This window comes from Paenibacillus sp. 2TAF8, from assembly GCF_052114825.1.
Classification (GTDB): Bacteria; Bacillota; Bacilli; order Paenibacillales; family Paenibacillaceae; genus Paenibacillus.
Map to the genome: position 1 here is coordinate 39,030 of NZ_JBFRFN010000031.1, position 16,984 is coordinate 56,013.

The window sequence follows — 16,984 nt, forward strand, 5'->3', positions numbered from 1 at the left end:
GGAAGGGATAACACTTGTTCTCTGTACTTAAAAACCTGGCCTGGTTCTTCAGGCTGGAACGCAAAAGATACCTGATTGGTGTCATTTTGCTCATCCTTGTGGGCATTGCTGAATTGCTGCCTCCGCGCCTTCTGGGGAACGCCATCGACGAGATCGTACGCGGCTCCATTACTAGCGCCTCATTAACATTTTACATTTCACTTATTCTTGGGACGGTCATCATTATCTATCTGATCACGTACATATGGATGCACAAATTATTCGGCGGAGCCAATCTCGTAGAACGGTTGCTGCGCTCCCGATTCATGGATCACTTGCTGCGAATGACACCACCCTTTTTCGAAAAAAACAGAACCGGGGACCTGATGGCTCGCGCCACCAATGACCTTCGTTCTATTGCCACAACCGCAGGTTTCGGTATGCTCACGTTAACAGACTCCACGGCATTTCTCTTAACTGTACTGTTCGCCATGGGTTTCCTCGTCAGCTGGAAACTGACCTTAGCTGCGATTCTACCCCTGCCTTTTATCGCCATCGCTATGATGATCTATGGTAAAGCGGTGCATCAACGGTATACGTTGGCACAAGATGCCTTTGGTGATATGAACGATCAGGTGTTAGAGTCCATTGCAGGCATCCGTGTTGTACGCGCGTACGTTCAGGAACGTCTGGACGAGAAACGATTTGCTGATGTCACGGAAGATGTATATCGAAAAAACTTAGCGGTTGCGCGAATGGATGCTTTATTTGAACCAACCATTCGACTATTTGTAGGTCTGAGTTATGTTATTGCACTGGCCTACGGTATTTATCTTGTTTTTCACAATGAAATTACCCTGGGAGACCTCGTATCATTCAACATGTATCTGGGGATGATGATCTGGCCGATGTTTGCCATCGGTGAATTAATTAACCTGATGCAGCGGGGGAGTGCTTCTCTGGATCGGGTGAACGAAACGTTATCCGTAGAACCTGCTGTTCAGGACAAAGAACATCCTGTTCATATTACGCAGCCGGACGAAATCGTCATGAAAGATGTGMCATTCCGCTATCCATCCTCTACCGTAGATAATCTGAGTCATATCAATGTTACCATTCAACGTGGACAAACACTTGGCGTGGTAGGTCGCACGGGAAGCGGAAAATCCACCCTGCTCAAACAATTGCTGCACGAATACCCTGCCGGATCAGGTACGCTCAGCATTTCAGGACATTCAATCGAGGATATTGCGAAGGATGATCTACACAGCTGGATCGGATACGTACCACAGGAGCAAGTATTGTTCTCCAAATCGGTTCGTCAGAACATTCAATTCGGTAAACCGAACGCGTCTGATGATGTCATTATGGAAGCAATTCGTACCGCTGCCTTTGACGGCGATCTCGGAACGTTGTCAGACGGTCTCGATACACTTGTAGGTGAAAAAGGTATCGCTTTGTCAGGTGGACAGAAACAGCGGGTATCTCTGGCTCGGGCTTTTATCGCTAATCCGGATATCCTCATTCTTGACGATGCCCTATCTGCTGTTGACGCTCGCACAGAAGCTAAAATCATTGAAAACATACGCAACAAACGCGCTGGTAAAACAACACTGATCTCGACACATCGCTTGTCCGCTATCGAACACGCAGATCGGATCATCGTGCTGGAGCACGGTAAAATTACGGAAGAAGGCACTCATCAGGAACTACTAGCCAAGAATGGCTGGTACCGTGAACAATATGAACGGCAACAGGTCGAGTCCAATCTGTCCACGTAGGAGGTAACACATTTGAAGTCCAATACAGGTAAAAGGTTGCTGGATTATGCCTTGAAAGCCAAAGGTACATTCATCGCTGCCTTAATCATGCTGACGATTGGTGTTGCGGCTGAACTCGCCGGTCCCTTTATCGCCAAATCCATGATTGATAATCACTTGCTCGCCATCGAGCAGCCATTTTATGAGACTGCAGCTTCGAAAGAAGCCGCAGTTTATCAAGGTAAAAATTATAAACGTGAAGGTTTGTTTGCACCAGACGAAACCAAAGGAACCGAGGTACGCGTACTGCAAGCCGGTAAAAGCTTTTATTTCGTGGGCGAGCCGGTCCGTGCTCCTGACGGTGATCGTTCCTATGCGAACGGAACCTTAACCGTAACTCGCGCAGGTGAAGTTACAGGGCAATATGCGGCAGTACCGCTATCTGCCGGTGAACTGTTTGCCTTTTACAAACCCGAAATGCCAAGTATCTATCAATTAATTGTGTATTATCTGATCTTTCTTGTGATCTCCGTTATTATGGAGTTCGGTAAAACCTTCTGGCTGCAATCTTCGGCCAACAAGGTCATTCAACGGCTTCGCAACGATGTGTATTCACATATTCAGCGTCTGCCCGTGAACTTTTTTGATAACCTGCCTGCAGGTAAGGTCGTATCTCGCGTCACCAATGATACCGAGGCCGTCAAAGATCTGTTTGTGGCGGTTCTGTCCAACTTTTTCTCAGGTATCATTACGATTACAGGGGTTTATATCGCCCTCTTCTTGCTCGATATACGTCTGGGTCTAATTTCATTATTCGTTGTACCGATGCTCATTGCGTGGATTGTGCTCTATCGCAAATTCGCCACCCGTTACAATACGATCATTCGCTCACGGCTGAGTGAGATTAACGCCATCATTAACGAATCCATTCAGGGGATGTCCATCATTCGTGTGTTCCGTCGCCAGAAACAAACTCGCCAGGAATTCGAAGAGCTGAATGAAGACTATATGAAACATCAGAACAAGATGCTGAATCTGAACGCATTTACCTCACATAACCTGGTGAATGTGCTACGGAATATCGCCTTTGCCGTAGTTCTGTGGTACTTCGGTGCAGGTGCAATAACGGGCACAAGTATTATTTCACTCGGTGTACTGTATGCCTTTGTTGATGTTCTCGGGCGTTTGTTCCAACCAATTATTGGTATGGTTAACCAACTCGCGAACCTTGACTCCTCTCTTGTCTCGGCCGGCCGTGTATTTGAGCTGATGGATGAAAAAGGAGAACCCGTTACAGACGGCTCGATGCCGAGGTACAAAGGAAATGTCGTTTTTGACGATGTATCGTTTGCTTATAAAAAAGATTATGTGCTGAACAATATCTCGTTCAAAGCATCACAAGGCCAGACGGTGGCCCTCGTCGGTCACACCGGTTCAGGCAAAAGCTCCATCATTAACCTGCTGTTCCGGTTCTATGATCCGCAAAAAGGCAAAATTACGATCGATGGACAAAACGTCAAAGAGTTGCCTAAACAGTGGATTCGGGAACATATGGGGATCGTGTTGCAAGATCCGTATCTCTTCACGGGTACCATTGCTTCTAATGTCAGTTTGGGTGATGAAAAAATTTCCCGGGCACGGATCGAGCAGGCACTTCGTGATGTAGGTGCAGAACGTATTCTGGCGCATCTGCCGCAAGGCTTTGACGAGCCAGTTGTCGAGAAAGGCAGCACGTTGTCCGCCGGGCAGCGTCAACTGATCTCTTTTGCCCGCGCACTAGCCTTTGATCCAGCAATCCTCATTCTGGACGAAGCCACCGCCAACATTGATACGGAAACAGAAGCGCTGATTCAAAACGCACTGGAAGTCCTCAAAAAAGGACGCACCACCTTCATCATTGCTCACCGTTTGTCAACGATTCGCTCCGCAGATCAAATTCTCGTATTGCATCGTGGAAAAATTGTGGAACAGGGCGCGCATGAGGATCTGATGGCACTGAAAGGCCGTTACTATCAGATGTATCAGTTGCAGCAAGGTGCTCAAGGAGAAACCATCGCGGATGGTTCTACTCATTCAGCTGCTTCTTTCAGCACGGCATCGGCATCGCTGGCGGGAGGAAATGCTTAACTTTCTTTAAATCCAATTCATTCAACAGATGTTATGCAACAGTTTTAGTGACGTATTCAACATATATAACCCGCTCTGTACAGTAGCCTTCTGGTTACTGTACAGAGCGGGTTTTGTTATAGTTTGGATTTATTCACTACATTTAATTCCATCCTTTCAGTGTATACCCCATATACATGACTGTTTCTCGGGCAAGGAATGGAATTTGAGTGCTCCAGCTCTGATAGGCAGTTGTTTGTGTCGGTGATGGGACGGCATCCATACCAAGTTCAGTTGCCATTTTCATCGACCGTTTCATGTGCAGAGGATCGCTAACAATGGTGTAGGTCCGATATCCTTCCCTTCTACCTACTTCCAGCGAATATACCAAATTCTCTTGTGTAATTACCGATTTCATCTCCACCTGGATGTGCTCTGGTCTTACGCCATGGGCAAGAGCATACTTGCGCCCAACCCAGGCTTCCGTTGGAACACCTTCAAGACTGGAACCTCCTGTAAAAATGAGATTACGCACCGTACCGGCCTTGTACAGCCGTATCGCTTGTTCGATTCGTTCACGGAATACCGGTGAAGGATTCTCCCCTTGTACCGCTGCCCCCAACACAATTGCTGCATCGGATAACCTAAGTGAGTTTGTATTCATCTCCGAAAGAATGCCTCCGGCTGTGACACCTGCCCAAATGAATAGGGCTACGAGTAAGAATGAGATAAACAGAAATACCCGGCGTTTCGCTCGATGTTTGGGTCTGCGTTGGACTGAATGACTGGTGCTCATGCTTCCTCATCTAGTCTCTGTTCCTCGAAACTTGCAGCATGCATTCGTTCCAAAGCAGCCCATGCTGCCGCCGACTCATCATTTAATCCCAATGCTGCGATCCAAGCAGTTATATATTGCTGGAGTGTCATCTCCAGTTCTTGTGCACGTTCTTTGAAATCATTCAATTCCTTAATCATACGAGTTCGCCCTTCCGGACTGAACGTTTCATGAATACGTTCCTTGAAATAATGATGCACGATCCGATTTCGCTGCTGCCATAATTCATTTAATTGGTTCGTTTCTTCTTCTGAAAACGTAAAATGGTGGCGTGCCTCATGAATAAGCTGACCGAGTGAACTGCTCATTTTTCGCTCGTATAACTCCTCCAGCTCTTCCTCGGACACGACTTTGCCCTGTGACATTTTAGTTAACAAAATAAGATTAACCAGTTGCTGTTCCAGCGCCTGTCCATAATATACGGCCAAACCGTAATAGGCAAACAGTTCCTTGGAGTGTTCGCTGTCCAGCATGAAATCATTCTGGAAATCCGTGTTATGCATGTGCGAGCGCTCCTTTCCATCCGTGCATCTTGGCTGTTTATTCTGCCTCTATCGTAACCAAACTGCAAACAACATTCAAGTTGCCGGAAAAGGAAGCGTCTAACTTCGGATTATCCTACGCTGTGTCCAGCTAAAATGAATCCGTGGCAATAACACAAGGGCATCGCTCACATCCGCTCAGGAGCCTGCACACCTAGTAAAGACAAGTTGAAAGCCAGACGGTTAGCAGTGTGCTTTGCCAGCTTCACTCGAAAAGCTTTGATGGCAGCCGGAGCGTCCGCAATTCGTTCGGCGTGATAGAATCGGTTAAAGGCTTGAGCAACATCAATCGTATATTTGGCTATGACCGAAGGTTCGTTGCGAAGCACTGCTCTCTCCAGATAAGACGGATAGTCACCAAGTAATTTTAACAGTGCCCATGACGTATCGCCGACAACGGTTACTGATTGGTTATTCATACTCTCCGCAGCAGAATCGTTCATGTCCAGAACCGTTCCCTGTTCCTCTCGTGACACATTGGCAGCTTTGGCAAGCACACTTTGAATCCGAGCATAGGTATATTGCACATAAGGGCCAGTCTCTCCTTCGAAACTCACCGCATCCTCCAGTGAAAAATCGATGTCATTCATCCGATTGTTTCGCAGATCACCGAATACAATAGCCCCGACGCCAACAGCTTCGGCTACTTGTTCAGCTTGCTCCAGATTCGGATTTTTTTCCTGAATAATTTGCAAGGCACGAGCGACGGCTTCATCCAGTACTTCCTGCAGAAATATAACCTTACCCCGACGTGTGGACATTTTCCGTCCCTCGAATCGCATCAAACCAAAAGGAATGTGCTCACAATTCGCTGCCCAGCCATAACCCATCTTTGACAATACGGTAAACACCTGACTGAAGTGAAGCTTTTGCTCCCCGCCAACAACGTACAACAATCGATCTGCCTTCATCACATCATGCCGATAGAGCGCTGTTGCCAAATCCCGGGTTGGATAGATCGTCGTTCCGTCTTTTTTAATAATCAGACATGGCGGCATATTCTCTTCGTCCAACCTTACCACAAGAGCACCATCACTCTCTTCCAGTAGCCCTTTGGCTTGAAGATCCTCAACAACGGGACTCATCTTGTCATTATAAAAACTCTCACCCAGCGTATGGTCAAAATCAACATTCAGGCGTTCATACATCCGGTTGAACTCCTGCATACTCACTTTTACGAAAAATGCCCATAACCGCTTTGCTTCCTCATCCCCTTGCTCCAACTTGCGGAACCAGTCCCGCGCTTCAATCTCCAAAGACGGATCGTGCTCTGCTTCATCATGGAAACGAACATACAATTCTAGGGAATTACGTATCGGATCTGCTTGCAATGCTTCTTCATTTCCCCACCGTGTATATGCTGCGATTTGCTTGCCAAACTGAGTTCCCCAATCGCCCAGATGATTCACACTTATCGAGGTATAACCTGCTTCGTTATAAAGACGACACAATGCTGCACCAATAACGGTCGAACGCAAATGTCCAATACCAAAAGGTTTAGCGATGTTAGGTGAAGACATATCAATCACAACACGTGCCCCTTGCCCGAGTTGCAGTTTACCAAATGTTTCGMTAGCTATCTCTTTAAGTAATTGGGGTGCCAGCGCATATCGATCAAAGCGAATATTCACATAAGGCCCCGCAGCTGTGGCATCCGTTCCAGTGGCCTGCAATCCAGTTGCAATCTCACTGGCAATAATGGCGGGTGCTTTCCTTAGCGACTTGGCTAGTGTATAACAAGGAAATGCGGCATCTCCCATCTCCTCCTGCGGTGGAACTTCCAATAGTCTGCACACTTCTTCCTGTGTGAGTCCAGTCAAAGGGGCAATCTGAGCTGCAGCCAGTTTCATTAACACTTCAAACACTCCTTTTCTTAATTAGATGGCTAAAATAAACGCAAAAAAGCTCTCGTCTCTTCAAACAAGAGACGAGAGCTGTGTTTACAGTTCCCGCGGTACCACTCTAAGTGAACAGTTAACTAACATGCATCAGTTGCATATCAGATATAACCGATCCGCTCGGTGCAAGTAACGGTTGCGGCCGGATTACCCTCAAATCCATTAAATGTACTCTTGGTTAGAGCTACCTTGCATGGCTTCGGATAACCATCTCACGGGTGCGCTTCACACAGATCATCACATACCGGCTTACACCTCACCCGGCTCGCTGTCATGGCCTGAATCTGGGTTACTCTCCCGATCACAGATATTGCTGTTTCGATCATTTCAGATCATTATACATATCCTTGTATGGAATGGCAACCCTGATATTTCCTCTGATGATACAAATCAATTAAGCAACCACCGCCATTAAACGGCAAGCTTCTGCACATCTGCGGCAAGCTTCTGCGCAGTCTTGACAATGATCATGCCCATGTTTTCCACATTCCGCTGCACAGGCTTCACATGCCTTCACACACAGTTCACAGATTTCACTGATAAATTCACTTCCACGTGTCATTGCTTGTGCAGCAAATGCACAAATATCAGCACATTCCCGATTCAGACGAATACAGTCACGCAGCATGGCCAGATCATATTCTTTCAGGCTCGATATGTAACATACGTTGCAAGCATTCATGCATTCCAGGCAAGCATCGATACATTGTTGGTATTGTTGTTGTGTCATTTAAAGTTACCTCCCAGACAAAGTTTGCTATGCTTCTTAATACCCATCTGGGAGGAACTTTGAACCATTAGCCTAGTCTTGTTCTACCGCTTCCAATTCCAGTAATTGTTTACGAATGGTAGTTTGATCAAAATGCTCACCGATAAATACAGCTACATTGGGCACATCACCTTGTGGTGTAATCTTCATGTAATCCGATTCACGATAGGCATATTGAAACCAGAACCGGCTTGCCGTATCACTAAACGATAGGATTCCTTTCGCGCGGTATATGTCACGCGGCAAAGCAGCCACAAACTGTTCAAACGCTTCGCTGTTCACGGGTTCACTGAAATAATGCGTATAAACCATAACATGTTCATGTGATGTGTGAGGTTTGGATACGTGTTCATGATGATTGTCTGAATCGTCATGATGATGGTCATGGTCATGATTGCATCCATGTGTACGGCATGCATCTGTATGTACATGAGACTCTGCTGCATCAACTACTGCACCTGACTGCTGAATGTGAACGTCAGTACCGCTATGAAGTAAATGTTCCATTTGCACTTCGCATTTGACCGTAGGAATTACCGGTGCAAAACCATTCCATTTGTTCAAAAGCTGTTCCAAATCCTGTAGCTGCTCTGCTTGAACACGATCGGTTTTATTTAAAAGCAACACCGAGGCACAGCGAATCTGTTCTTGCATCAGTTTGAAGGTTTTACCCTTTTGCTCCTGATACAGGCCAGACAGATGGGCAGCATCCACTACAGTGATCAGACTTTTTAGCTCCAAACGCATATATAACGAAGTTTCCGTTACAGCATCCAAAATCTCCATCGGATTTGCTGCACCGGTCGCCTCGATTACGATGACATCAGGCGACTCTTCCTGAACAAGATCTGCAAGCTGAAGTCCAAGATCCCCCCGTACGGTACAGCAGATGCATCCGCCCAACATTTCTGTCATGGGCACTTCCTCATCCACGATCTGACCATCCAGATTCACTTCACCAAGTTCATTCATCACGACCGCTGGACGAAGATTCTGTTGCTTCCAATATTCAATAAGTTTCACAAGCAATGTCGTTTTGCCACTGCCCAAAAAACCGGACAAAATATATACAGGAATGGTTTTTCCTTGTTCATTGTAGTTATTCATCATCTACACACCTCTCTGCCAATCACTATCCTAGTCTGACTCTATTAGCGAGTGTACACTATCCTTCAATTGTTGTGCAATAAAACTTCATTGCCGGATTTACATGAATGGTCTATGCTATGAGGACATGTTGATTCAAGGAGGATTTGCAATGACCAATTCGGTTGAGCAGCACCGTCAAGAAGCTCCGCAAACCGTGGCCTGTATGATTGTTACTGTCTCAGACACACGCACCAAAGAAACGGATACAAGCGGTCAGCTCATGCACGAGTTATTGCACCAAGCTGGCTATCAGGTGGTGGAGTATGTGATTACTCCAGACGAGACAGAACGCATTCAAAGCATTCTGCAAGATGCCGTTGTTCGGGATGATATCGAAGCTGTGCTGCTAAGTGGAGGCACAGGCATCGCTCTCAGGGATACTACGTATGAAGCCGTCTCTTCCCTGCTGGATAAAGAACTGCCTGGTTTTGGTGAAATATTCCGTTACCTCAGTTATACCGAGGATATCGGTTCAGCAGCCATTCTAAGCCGAGCGGTTGCCGGAACCATCGGACGTACAGCTGTATTTTCGATGCCAGGCTCTCGCGGAGCAGTTAAACTAGCCATGGAACGCATTATTTTACCTGAGCTACGCCATGTTATGCGTGAAATATATAAACCCGTCTGATCATTCAGACGGGTTTATATATTTCACCTTTATTTTGCTCACACAAGACTTATAGTTGGAATTAACTAGCTTAACTTTAGTTAACTTAATTTTATTTTCATTTCATGTCATTGGACAGGATGTCATTCTCTCTTATTTGATGAAGCACACCCTGGAATACCTGCATAACATCCTGCTCATATACATCCTTCTCTCCACCAGAAGCCGTATAGACAAATGATACATGTCCTTTACTGCGAATGGTCGTTCTGCCCAGTGCATTTTCCAGAACTGCATTCTCTTTGCGCTCGCCATACATCTCTTCCATTCGTGCAGCCCTGATGTTCGCATCACGATAGATGTGCACTTTGACGATATGCCTTGCACTACCATTTAATAAGTACATATAAGACATGCCGCCATCACCTTCATCCTCGAACATATTATTCATCAGCTTTATGTGTTTGGCAGCAAAACCTTCTGTTAGTTTTTTGGCTAACCTACCGTTCAACCCGTGACCTTGCTGTTTTGCCCTGAAATTGCCTTCCGTTGTTGCTTCACGTGTGTAAACTTTTCTTTCTTGCTCAATCGATGAAGACATACAAGCTTCCAAAGATACCACACTTAGAAGCAGCACGCTACTTACCATAACAATGCGTTTTACTTTCCGACCCGCCGGATTCCAATTTTTCCCATTAAGCAACATGTCTAACCTTCCTTTCTATGAGCCACAGCAGGGTGACTCTCTCAGGTAGAATTAGCATGTCTAAGCGATAAACATTTTATTCCAAACATTATTCAGACAGAATACGTACAACGGTGCGTCCGACTGCACCACCCTGTAATATTTTTTCTAACGTATGGGGCAGCTGCTCTAGTGTATTCTCCTGAATACCCAGTGTGAGTGCTCGCTCCGGTTTCCATTCCCCGCCCAGCTTTCTCCAGATGTGTTCTCGACGTTCCATGGGACAATATACCGAATCAATCCCAATCAGCTGGATACCACGCAAAATAAATGGATATACCGTCGATTCAAAACTATTGCCTCCAGTTAACCCTGACACGGCAACTGCTCCGCCATATTGTACCTGCTTCAACCGCTGGCCCAGTGCCGGCCCCGCTGTTGGATCAACAATTCCTGCCCATTGCTGTTTAGCCATGGTTCCCTTGATCGGAGCGTCCGCTTGTTCACGCGAAATCACTTCGGCGGCTCCCAAGCTGCGTAGCAGTGCCTCTTCCTGCTGCTTTTTCCCGGTGCTCGCTGTCACTTCAAAGCCAAGCTTGGCAAGGATGGCAATCGCCATACTGCCAACGCCTCCAGTGGCACCCGTAACTAGAATTTTACCCATTTCGGGGGTCACACCGGCGTTTAATAATGCGTCCACTGAAAGCGCAGCTGTGAATCCCGCTGTACCAATTGCCATCGCTTCCTTTTCGCTTAGTCCTTGCGGCAAAGGTACCAGCCACTCACTCCGCAAACGAGCATACTCACTATATCCCCCATAATGAGAAACGCCGGATTCGAATCCAGTGCTGATTACCCGATCCCCAGGTGCGAAGCGCCCACTCACCGATTCCTCCACCGTTCCAGCCAAATCAATACCAGGCACCATCGGATAATTCCGAACTACGCCTCCGCTCTCTTTTGAAGCAAGTCCATCTTTATAATTCACACTGGAATAGTGTACTTGTACTGTCACATCACCGTTCGGAAGGTCTTCCTTTTTCAGTTGTTCTATACCAGCAGTTACTCCCTTTTGATCATCCTTGCGTATTACATAAGCTTGAAACTGTTCTTTCATCGGTATCATCTCCTTATTTTCGTTCCGTGAGCAGATATAATAATGGTCCTGCGATCGGCAGTAATCCTGCCCATGCCCAGTAAGTTGTCCGCCCGTTCACTCTGGCATCCCTGGAGATTGCCATCGTGGACAGCAAAGTTAGTACACCAAAGTCGATTGTCATGATATGTACAAACGAGGATTGATTGAACGCTTCTGCTAAACGTTCTGGGTTTCCCTGTATCATTGCATAACATGCCGATCCTAATGTTAAGATTAGCAAGATCAGATGGGTCAGCTTATGCGATGCCACTCGCGAAATGCCAGATTTCGGACGTTCAGCAGATGGCCAATGATCAGATGATACTCCTTTTTGAAAAGGAGAACTCAGTGCATAGTACGGCAATAATGCAAATGCACCCAGCCCAAAAGAAAACAAGACGAACGGCCATGCAGGTACACGCCGATCCTCACGTACTCTTATTGATTTTCGTAGTAAAATGCAGGCATACACTGCCGGGAAAATACCCAGCCACGAAAACACCGTAAGCAGCCAAGGCTCCTCGCTTTGGAATGTAAGCAATTCTTTAAATATAGGATCATTCCCAGGGGAATTTCCCGGCGCCATAAATAAAGCGTAAGCTATAAATGCAACCCACAGTAGTCCAAGCACATATTTCATCAGGCAACCCTCCTCTACCTTTCATCCCCTGTCGACATGAGTTTGAAACAGAACCATTTTCACGCCTCGCTTCTTGTTCCAAAAGGCATTTTCTTCTGTCGAAGCTACTCTAAGAACATGGCGGGATTTGACGTTTCCTGCGCTTTCCCGAGAAATAATTTTGTTTACCTTACTTAGAGCAATGCTTGGCGCTGGAGATGCAATGGATGCTCTACAAGAGTCACTTTACGAGAGTCACTTCACTAGTATAGCTTATCAAGTGAGTGTACATCTTCCTCCGGTATACTTCTATGAAGCTGCACACATGTTAGCTGGGATCATCATCCATGTTTCATCATATCAAAAAGGCATAAGCCGGTATTTCTACCACTTATGCCTCCTTCATTCTCGCATATTGTTTACGAAATGTTACTCTTCCGTCGATTTTACATGCTCCGCTATCAGCTTCTGCTTCATATTCCAAGCCGCGGGGCTGATATTCACACGGTAAATCTCTGGATTCAGCTTCCGCTGGTATTCAGGCCAGAAGAGGTTCAACTGCTCCTTGTGGTACGCACGTATTTCATCCAGGGTAGGCAGATCATACACCTTACGTCCATTTACAAAAATCGGCTCCAGCATATTCACTGCCTCATAGCGAGTCACCGTCTTTTTCAGATAAGGATGTAGCGGGTTGAACAGCTTGAGCGGCCCTCCCTGAAGCGGTTGCTCCTCATCCGGATAGCAGATGTAGTCCGCAATGGCTTTACCATGTTTCGGATCAATGATCCGAAACACTTCTTTTTTACCCGGTGTAGACACTTTCTCGGGATTGGCAGATATTTTAAGCGTTGGCAACATTTCTCCGTTCACTTCACGCTCTACCAGTTTGTAAACACCGCCCAGAGAAGGCTGATCTGACGCCGTAATTAACTGTGTACCGACACCCCATGTGTCGATCCGTGCACCTTGAGCTTTCAAGTTAAAAATCGTATTTTCATCAAGATCATTCGAAGCTACGATTTTCACATAATGCAGTCCAGCTTCATCCAACATCTGACGTGCCTGGATGGAAAGATAGGCAAGATCGCCGCTATCGAGGCGAATGGCATTCATCTTTTTGCCTTGACTCTCCAGCCATTTGGCCGTTTTGATCGCATGAGGAACGCCGCTATTCAGCGTATCAAACGTATCCACCAGCAGTGTCACCTGATCTGGCAGCACTCTTGCGTAGGCATCAAACGCCTCCTGCTCCGTCATAAAGCTCTGCACCCAGGAATGTGCATGTGTGCCGGCTGTCGGAATGCCAAACTGTTCACCAGCCAGCATATTGGATGTGGCATGGAAACCGGCGACATACGAAGCACGAGCACCCCAAATTGCAGCATCTGCTTCTTGTGCACGACGTGTTCCGAACTCAAGCAGTGTATCCTGCTGCGCCACCTGTTTAATACGAGAAGCCTTCGTTGCAATCAGTGTTTGATAATTCATGAAGTTAAGTATCGCTGTTTCCACCAACTGCGTTTCCAGAATACAGCCTTCTACCCGAATGAGCGGTTCGTCAGGAAAAACAATTGCACCCTCCTTCATGGAATGAATCGTTCCCTGAAAAGAGAACTGAAGCAATTCTTCCAGAAAGACCGGATCATAATTCTCTGGTTGTTTGGATAAAAACTTGATATCTTCCATGGTGAAACGGAGCTGGCTAATATAATTCACAATGCGCTCCAATCCGGCAAATACGGCATAACCGTTGCCAAAAGGAAGCTTACGGAAGTAGGCTTCAAATACTGCCTTCCGTTTGTGTGTACCATTCACCCAGTGCGCATACATCATGTTGATCTGATATTTATCCGTATGTAAAGCCAGGCTTGTTGTCTGCATTTGTCTCATCCTCTCTGACTTCCGCTCGCTTCTCAGATCCATACCTGAAAAACGGGCTTAAAGCTGATTCACCGCAATACTTCGTGACGAATCAGGCCAAAATCGTTTCACTTGCCTTAAGCACCTGTGCACCCATGCTGGAACGGAAATGTCCAAGCGCCCAATCATGGCCTGCGGGGTTAAAGCTTGCAACAGCATCCTCATAGATCGTAATATGGAATCCTTTGTTATACGCGTCCACAGCGGTATGCAATACACATATATCTGTACATACGCCGATCAGTGCGATATCTGTTATACCTCGTTCACGCAGCTTCAGTTCCAGGTCTGTGCCGCAGAATGCGCTATATCTGGTTTTATCCATCCACCGAATTTCGTTTGCACGTTTCTCCATCACCTCAGCCAGACGACCGTATAGTTCTCTTCCCTCTGTCCCACGAATGTTATGAGGTGGAAAAAGTACTGTTTCCGGATGGTAAGGATCATTTTCTTCATGCAGGTCTACCGCCATGATCACTTCATCCTTGTTATGGAGATACGCTTCCGTAATTGCCGCTATCGTTTCTTGGATCTCCACAGCTGGCTGACCTACAGGCAAAGCCCCTGTAACAAAATCCCGTGTAAAATCAATCACAATCAATGCTTTCATCGTCCACACTCCCTTTTGGATATGGTTGAATGCATCTTCCGTTTGCTTACGTATAAATCGATAAACGAGGCACAAGCTCAGTGAATCGGTAAAGCTGAGCTGGACGCTGAGAATACTGATTCGAGCTAACCAGGTTGCCTTCATCGTCACGCACTTCTTCGACAATCCCTTTACGGCTGCGTGTAGATGTTATTTTACGAATAAAATTAGGCTCTTCGAAATCGGGCACAACACTCTGGATAACCTGATATAATTCACTTAACGTAAAGTCACGCGGGAGAAACTGTCTGGCAATCGTAGTCTCCAGCATCTGCTGCTGGATTCGTCTGTATGCATCTTCAATGATCGTTCTGTGATCAAAGGCCAGTTCAAGCTCTTCCAGTGCTTCCTTGATCGTAAACAATCCCACATCCTCAGCATCATCAGCTGCCTGTCTGTGTTCAAGCATCCACTCCTCAACAAGTGCAAAGAAAGCGTGAGAGATAATCCATCCCCTCGGGTCACGTCCCGGCTGACTATAAACGTTCAGATATTCCAGATGTCCACCATCTACACCGGTCTCCTCCATTAATTCGCGCTTCGCTGCACCATAAATGGACTCATTTTCTTGACAAAATCCACCAGGCAACGCCCATCTTCCGGCAAACGGCCAACCTTTGCGTTTAATTAACATGACCTTCAACTCTCGAATTGGGAGAGTTTTCGTTACCGTTTTGCGTTCACGTTTCGTCAGGGTGAACATGACGATATCCGCAGGGACCCCGTCCGGGGTACGATATTTCTTGGAACTATAATTACGTGCTTCCAGTTCATCGTTCGCTGGTTCAATGTTAATGTGTTTGTTATTTTCGCTCATGGGCACCACCGACTAAATTCATTTTGATAATCTCATTATGACATAATAATCTCTTTTGTCAACTGTGGATTCCAGTTCTTATCTTCAAGCTCTCGATTTCACCATGCGGAATGTAGCTGTAGCCATACATCCCAGTGTTCCCGCTGCGTCGCGAACCTCGGCCTGGGTTGTGATGCTACGTCCGGCCTGATGAAGCACAGTAGACGTTACAACTAGTTCACCTTGTCTCATTGGCGCAAGAAAATGCACATTCAGGTTTGTGGTGACACAACTATCAACCTCCATCGCAGCTGCCGCGACCATGCCCATCGCCTGATCCATCAGTGATGTAAGCACACCGCCATGAATGATGCCCATCGAGTTGGTATGGTGTTCACCCGCTGTCAGCGCAATTTGAACTTCTTGATTGCTGCCCTTCAAATAGCGGCATCCGAGAAATCCCCAGAACCGGCCATCGCCGTCTTCCACCATTTTGTCCAATATACTCATGTTTCATTTCTCCTTCTATTCTACCCGTTGTCTAACTCACTCTGGATGTCGTTTATCATTAATACATTTTTAACGTTTTCACCTATTGTTTTCACATATTATTGTATGCTCGCACACTTACCTGGGCTACCCAAACCAAATAACCCCACATCGTGGAGCACGGCCTATAACATGTTTTTCATGAGTCAGGCACTTGCCGCTCCATTCGGTATGTCCCCATCATGTCAAAAAAGGCGCGGACTGCGTCCGCACCCTTCCGTTCATTTAACCACAGCTGGTCGGAGGTGAATCCGTTCCTGCTTCGACATTGACTTTGTCGGATACTGTATCCCGAATAACCGATATGACCAGTTGAAGCAGATAATTGATGTCACTTTGACTCTGCTGGAACTCCGTTACGAGTGGAATACTGTCCAGTTCGTTTTGCAAATCATCAATTTCCTGTTCAATTTTACTGACCATTGCGCTATTGTTAAAGCTTTCAAAAGCAACGATTTCCTTCTGCTTCTTCTTGATCGTTGCAATCAACTGCTGAATGCGCTCATGATCTCGGATCTTGGCTTCCGCCTGTTGAAACTGTTTCACTTCTTCGCTCGTACCGAGCATATCTGCCAGTTCTTTGGCCTTTCCCATAATGTCGTCGCGTATGATCAGATTGCGCGTATCGTAGGTTGGCATTCCGTAATGGTTGTACTGCACTTCTTCCTGCGCCACTGTGATCGCTCCATTCGTATGAGATGATATAAGATGAGATCGCGTTTCAATAATCGCTAGGACTTCTGCTCGAGTGGACGCTCCGGGTTCGGATCGTTCTTTCGATCGCTGTTATCTCTGGATTTTTTTGATCCCCTTCTCAGAGGGGAAAATCCAGCGATAAAGGCGAGCGCTTCGCTTCTTCAGAATCGATTCCGTCCCCTTCGCTACGTGAGCAGATATCCAAACCTGATAATGAACCTGAAACCTCATCTTGTTAGGTGAGTTGTTGTAATAGTAAGGCTTGAGTGGACGCTCCGTGTTCG

At 46.5% G+C, this 16,984-nt stretch carries 17 protein-coding genes and 1 other annotated feature; of the genes, 3 read left to right on the forward strand and 14 right to left on the reverse strand.

Annotation, left to right across the window (positions count from 1 at the left end; all coding sequences use genetic code 11):
• Nucleotides 1-14 precede the first annotated feature (14 nt).
• Together AB4Z30_RS27665 and AB4Z30_RS27670 are read left to right on the forward strand one after the other, a co-directional pair.
• The gene (locus AB4Z30_RS27665) at nt 15-1,760 is read left to right on the forward strand and encodes an ABC transporter ATP-binding protein (RefSeq protein WP_441930763.1); all 1,746 of its coding nucleotides are present in this window, start codon (nt 15-17) and stop codon (nt 1,758-1,760) included.
• 12 nt (nt 1,761-1,772) lie between these two features.
• Nucleotides 1,773-3,866 carry an ABC transporter ATP-binding protein gene (locus AB4Z30_RS27670; protein ID WP_441930765.1) on the forward strand — a complete coding sequence of 698 codons (2,094 nt, stop codon included), beginning with the start codon at nt 1,773-1,775 and terminating at the stop codon, nt 3,864-3,866.
• 142 nt (nt 3,867-4,008) lie between these two features.
• On the opposite strand, the gene AB4Z30_RS27675 is transcribed toward AB4Z30_RS27670, so the two are convergent.
• The 5 genes from AB4Z30_RS27675 to AB4Z30_RS27695 all read right to left on the reverse strand — a co-directional run bounded on the left by AB4Z30_RS27675 (nt 4,009) and on the right by AB4Z30_RS27695 (nt 8,999).
• The gene (locus tag AB4Z30_RS27675) at nt 4,009-4,641 is read right to left on the reverse strand and encodes a YdcF family protein (RefSeq protein ID WP_441930767.1); all 633 of its coding nucleotides are present in this window, start codon (nt 4,639-4,641) and stop codon (nt 4,009-4,011) included.
• Entirely contained in the window at nt 4,638-5,183 is a 546-nt protein-coding gene (locus AB4Z30_RS27680; RefSeq protein WP_441930769.1) for a hypothetical protein, read from the reverse strand. Before AB4Z30_RS27680 ends, AB4Z30_RS27675 begins: the two co-directional genes overlap by 4 nt.
• Before the next feature lie 167 nt (nt 5,184-5,350).
• Nucleotides 5,351-7,078: an arginine--tRNA ligase gene (argS, locus tag AB4Z30_RS27685; protein ID WP_441930770.1), complete on the reverse strand. Its 1,728-nt coding sequence runs from the start codon at nt 7,076-7,078 to the stop codon at nt 5,351-5,353.
• 64 nt (nt 7,079-7,142) lie between these two features.
• Nucleotides 7,143-7,434, reverse strand: a binding site (T-box leader).
• Between the two features lie 80 nt (nt 7,435-7,514).
• On the reverse strand, nt 7,515-7,850 hold the full coding sequence (locus AB4Z30_RS27690) for a four-helix bundle copper-binding protein (protein WP_441930772.1): 336 nt from the start codon (nt 7,848-7,850) through the stop codon (nt 7,515-7,517).
• A gap of 72 nt (nt 7,851-7,922) precedes the next feature.
• Nucleotides 7,923-8,999 (reverse strand): CobW family GTP-binding protein, encoded by a 1,077-nt coding sequence (locus AB4Z30_RS27695; RefSeq protein ID WP_441930774.1) that lies wholly within the window; start codon nt 8,997-8,999, stop codon nt 7,923-7,925.
• 148 nt (nt 9,000-9,147) lie between these two features.
• Here AB4Z30_RS27695 and AB4Z30_RS27700 point away from each other — a divergent pair, with 148 nt between their 5' ends.
• The gene (locus AB4Z30_RS27700) at nt 9,148-9,666 is read left to right on the forward strand and encodes a MogA/MoaB family molybdenum cofactor biosynthesis protein (protein ID WP_441930776.1); all 519 of its coding nucleotides are present in this window, start codon (nt 9,148-9,150) and stop codon (nt 9,664-9,666) included.
• Between the two features lie 97 nt (nt 9,667-9,763).
• Here AB4Z30_RS27700 and AB4Z30_RS27705 read toward each other — a convergent pair whose 3' ends face one another.
• The 9 genes from AB4Z30_RS27705 to AB4Z30_RS27745 form a co-directional block, all read right to left on the reverse strand.
• On the reverse strand, nt 9,764-10,351 hold the full coding sequence (locus AB4Z30_RS27705) for a hypothetical protein (protein WP_441930778.1): 588 nt from the start codon (nt 10,349-10,351) through the stop codon (nt 9,764-9,766).
• Between the two features lie 88 nt (nt 10,352-10,439).
• A complete protein-coding gene (locus tag AB4Z30_RS27710; protein WP_441930780.1) occupies nt 10,440-11,447 on the reverse strand; it encodes an oxidoreductase in 1,008 nt (335 codons plus the stop codon).
• Between the two features lie 13 nt (nt 11,448-11,460).
• Nucleotides 11,461-12,108, reverse strand: a complete 648-nt coding sequence (locus AB4Z30_RS27715) for a hypothetical protein (RefSeq protein WP_441930782.1) — start codon at nt 12,106-12,108, stop codon at nt 11,461-11,463.
• A gap of 408 nt (nt 12,109-12,516) precedes the next feature.
• On the reverse strand, nt 12,517-13,971 hold the full coding sequence (locus AB4Z30_RS27720; protein ID WP_441930784.1) for a nicotinate phosphoribosyltransferase: 1,455 nt from the start codon (nt 13,969-13,971) through the stop codon (nt 12,517-12,519).
• 91 nt (nt 13,972-14,062) lie between these two features.
• Nucleotides 14,063-14,620 (reverse strand): cysteine hydrolase family protein, encoded by a 558-nt coding sequence (locus AB4Z30_RS27725; protein WP_441930786.1) that lies wholly within the window; start codon nt 14,618-14,620, stop codon nt 14,063-14,065.
• 46 nt (nt 14,621-14,666) lie between these two features.
• On the reverse strand, nt 14,667-15,476 hold the full coding sequence (locus AB4Z30_RS27730; protein WP_441930788.1) for an NUDIX hydrolase: 810 nt from the start codon (nt 15,474-15,476) through the stop codon (nt 14,667-14,669).
• Nucleotides 15,477-15,560: 84 nt separating this feature from the next.
• The gene (locus AB4Z30_RS27735) at nt 15,561-15,965 is read right to left on the reverse strand and encodes a PaaI family thioesterase (protein ID WP_441930790.1); all 405 of its coding nucleotides are present in this window, start codon (nt 15,963-15,965) and stop codon (nt 15,561-15,563) included.
• 264 nt (nt 15,966-16,229) lie between these two features.
• The gene (locus AB4Z30_RS27740) at nt 16,230-16,643 is read right to left on the reverse strand and encodes a RicAFT regulatory complex protein RicA family protein (protein ID WP_441930796.1); all 414 of its coding nucleotides are present in this window, start codon (nt 16,641-16,643) and stop codon (nt 16,230-16,232) included.
• A gap of 147 nt (nt 16,644-16,790) precedes the next feature.
• The coding region (locus tag AB4Z30_RS27745) for a hypothetical protein (RefSeq protein ID WP_441930792.1) at nt 16,791-16,984 on the reverse strand (194 nt) is incomplete at its 5' end.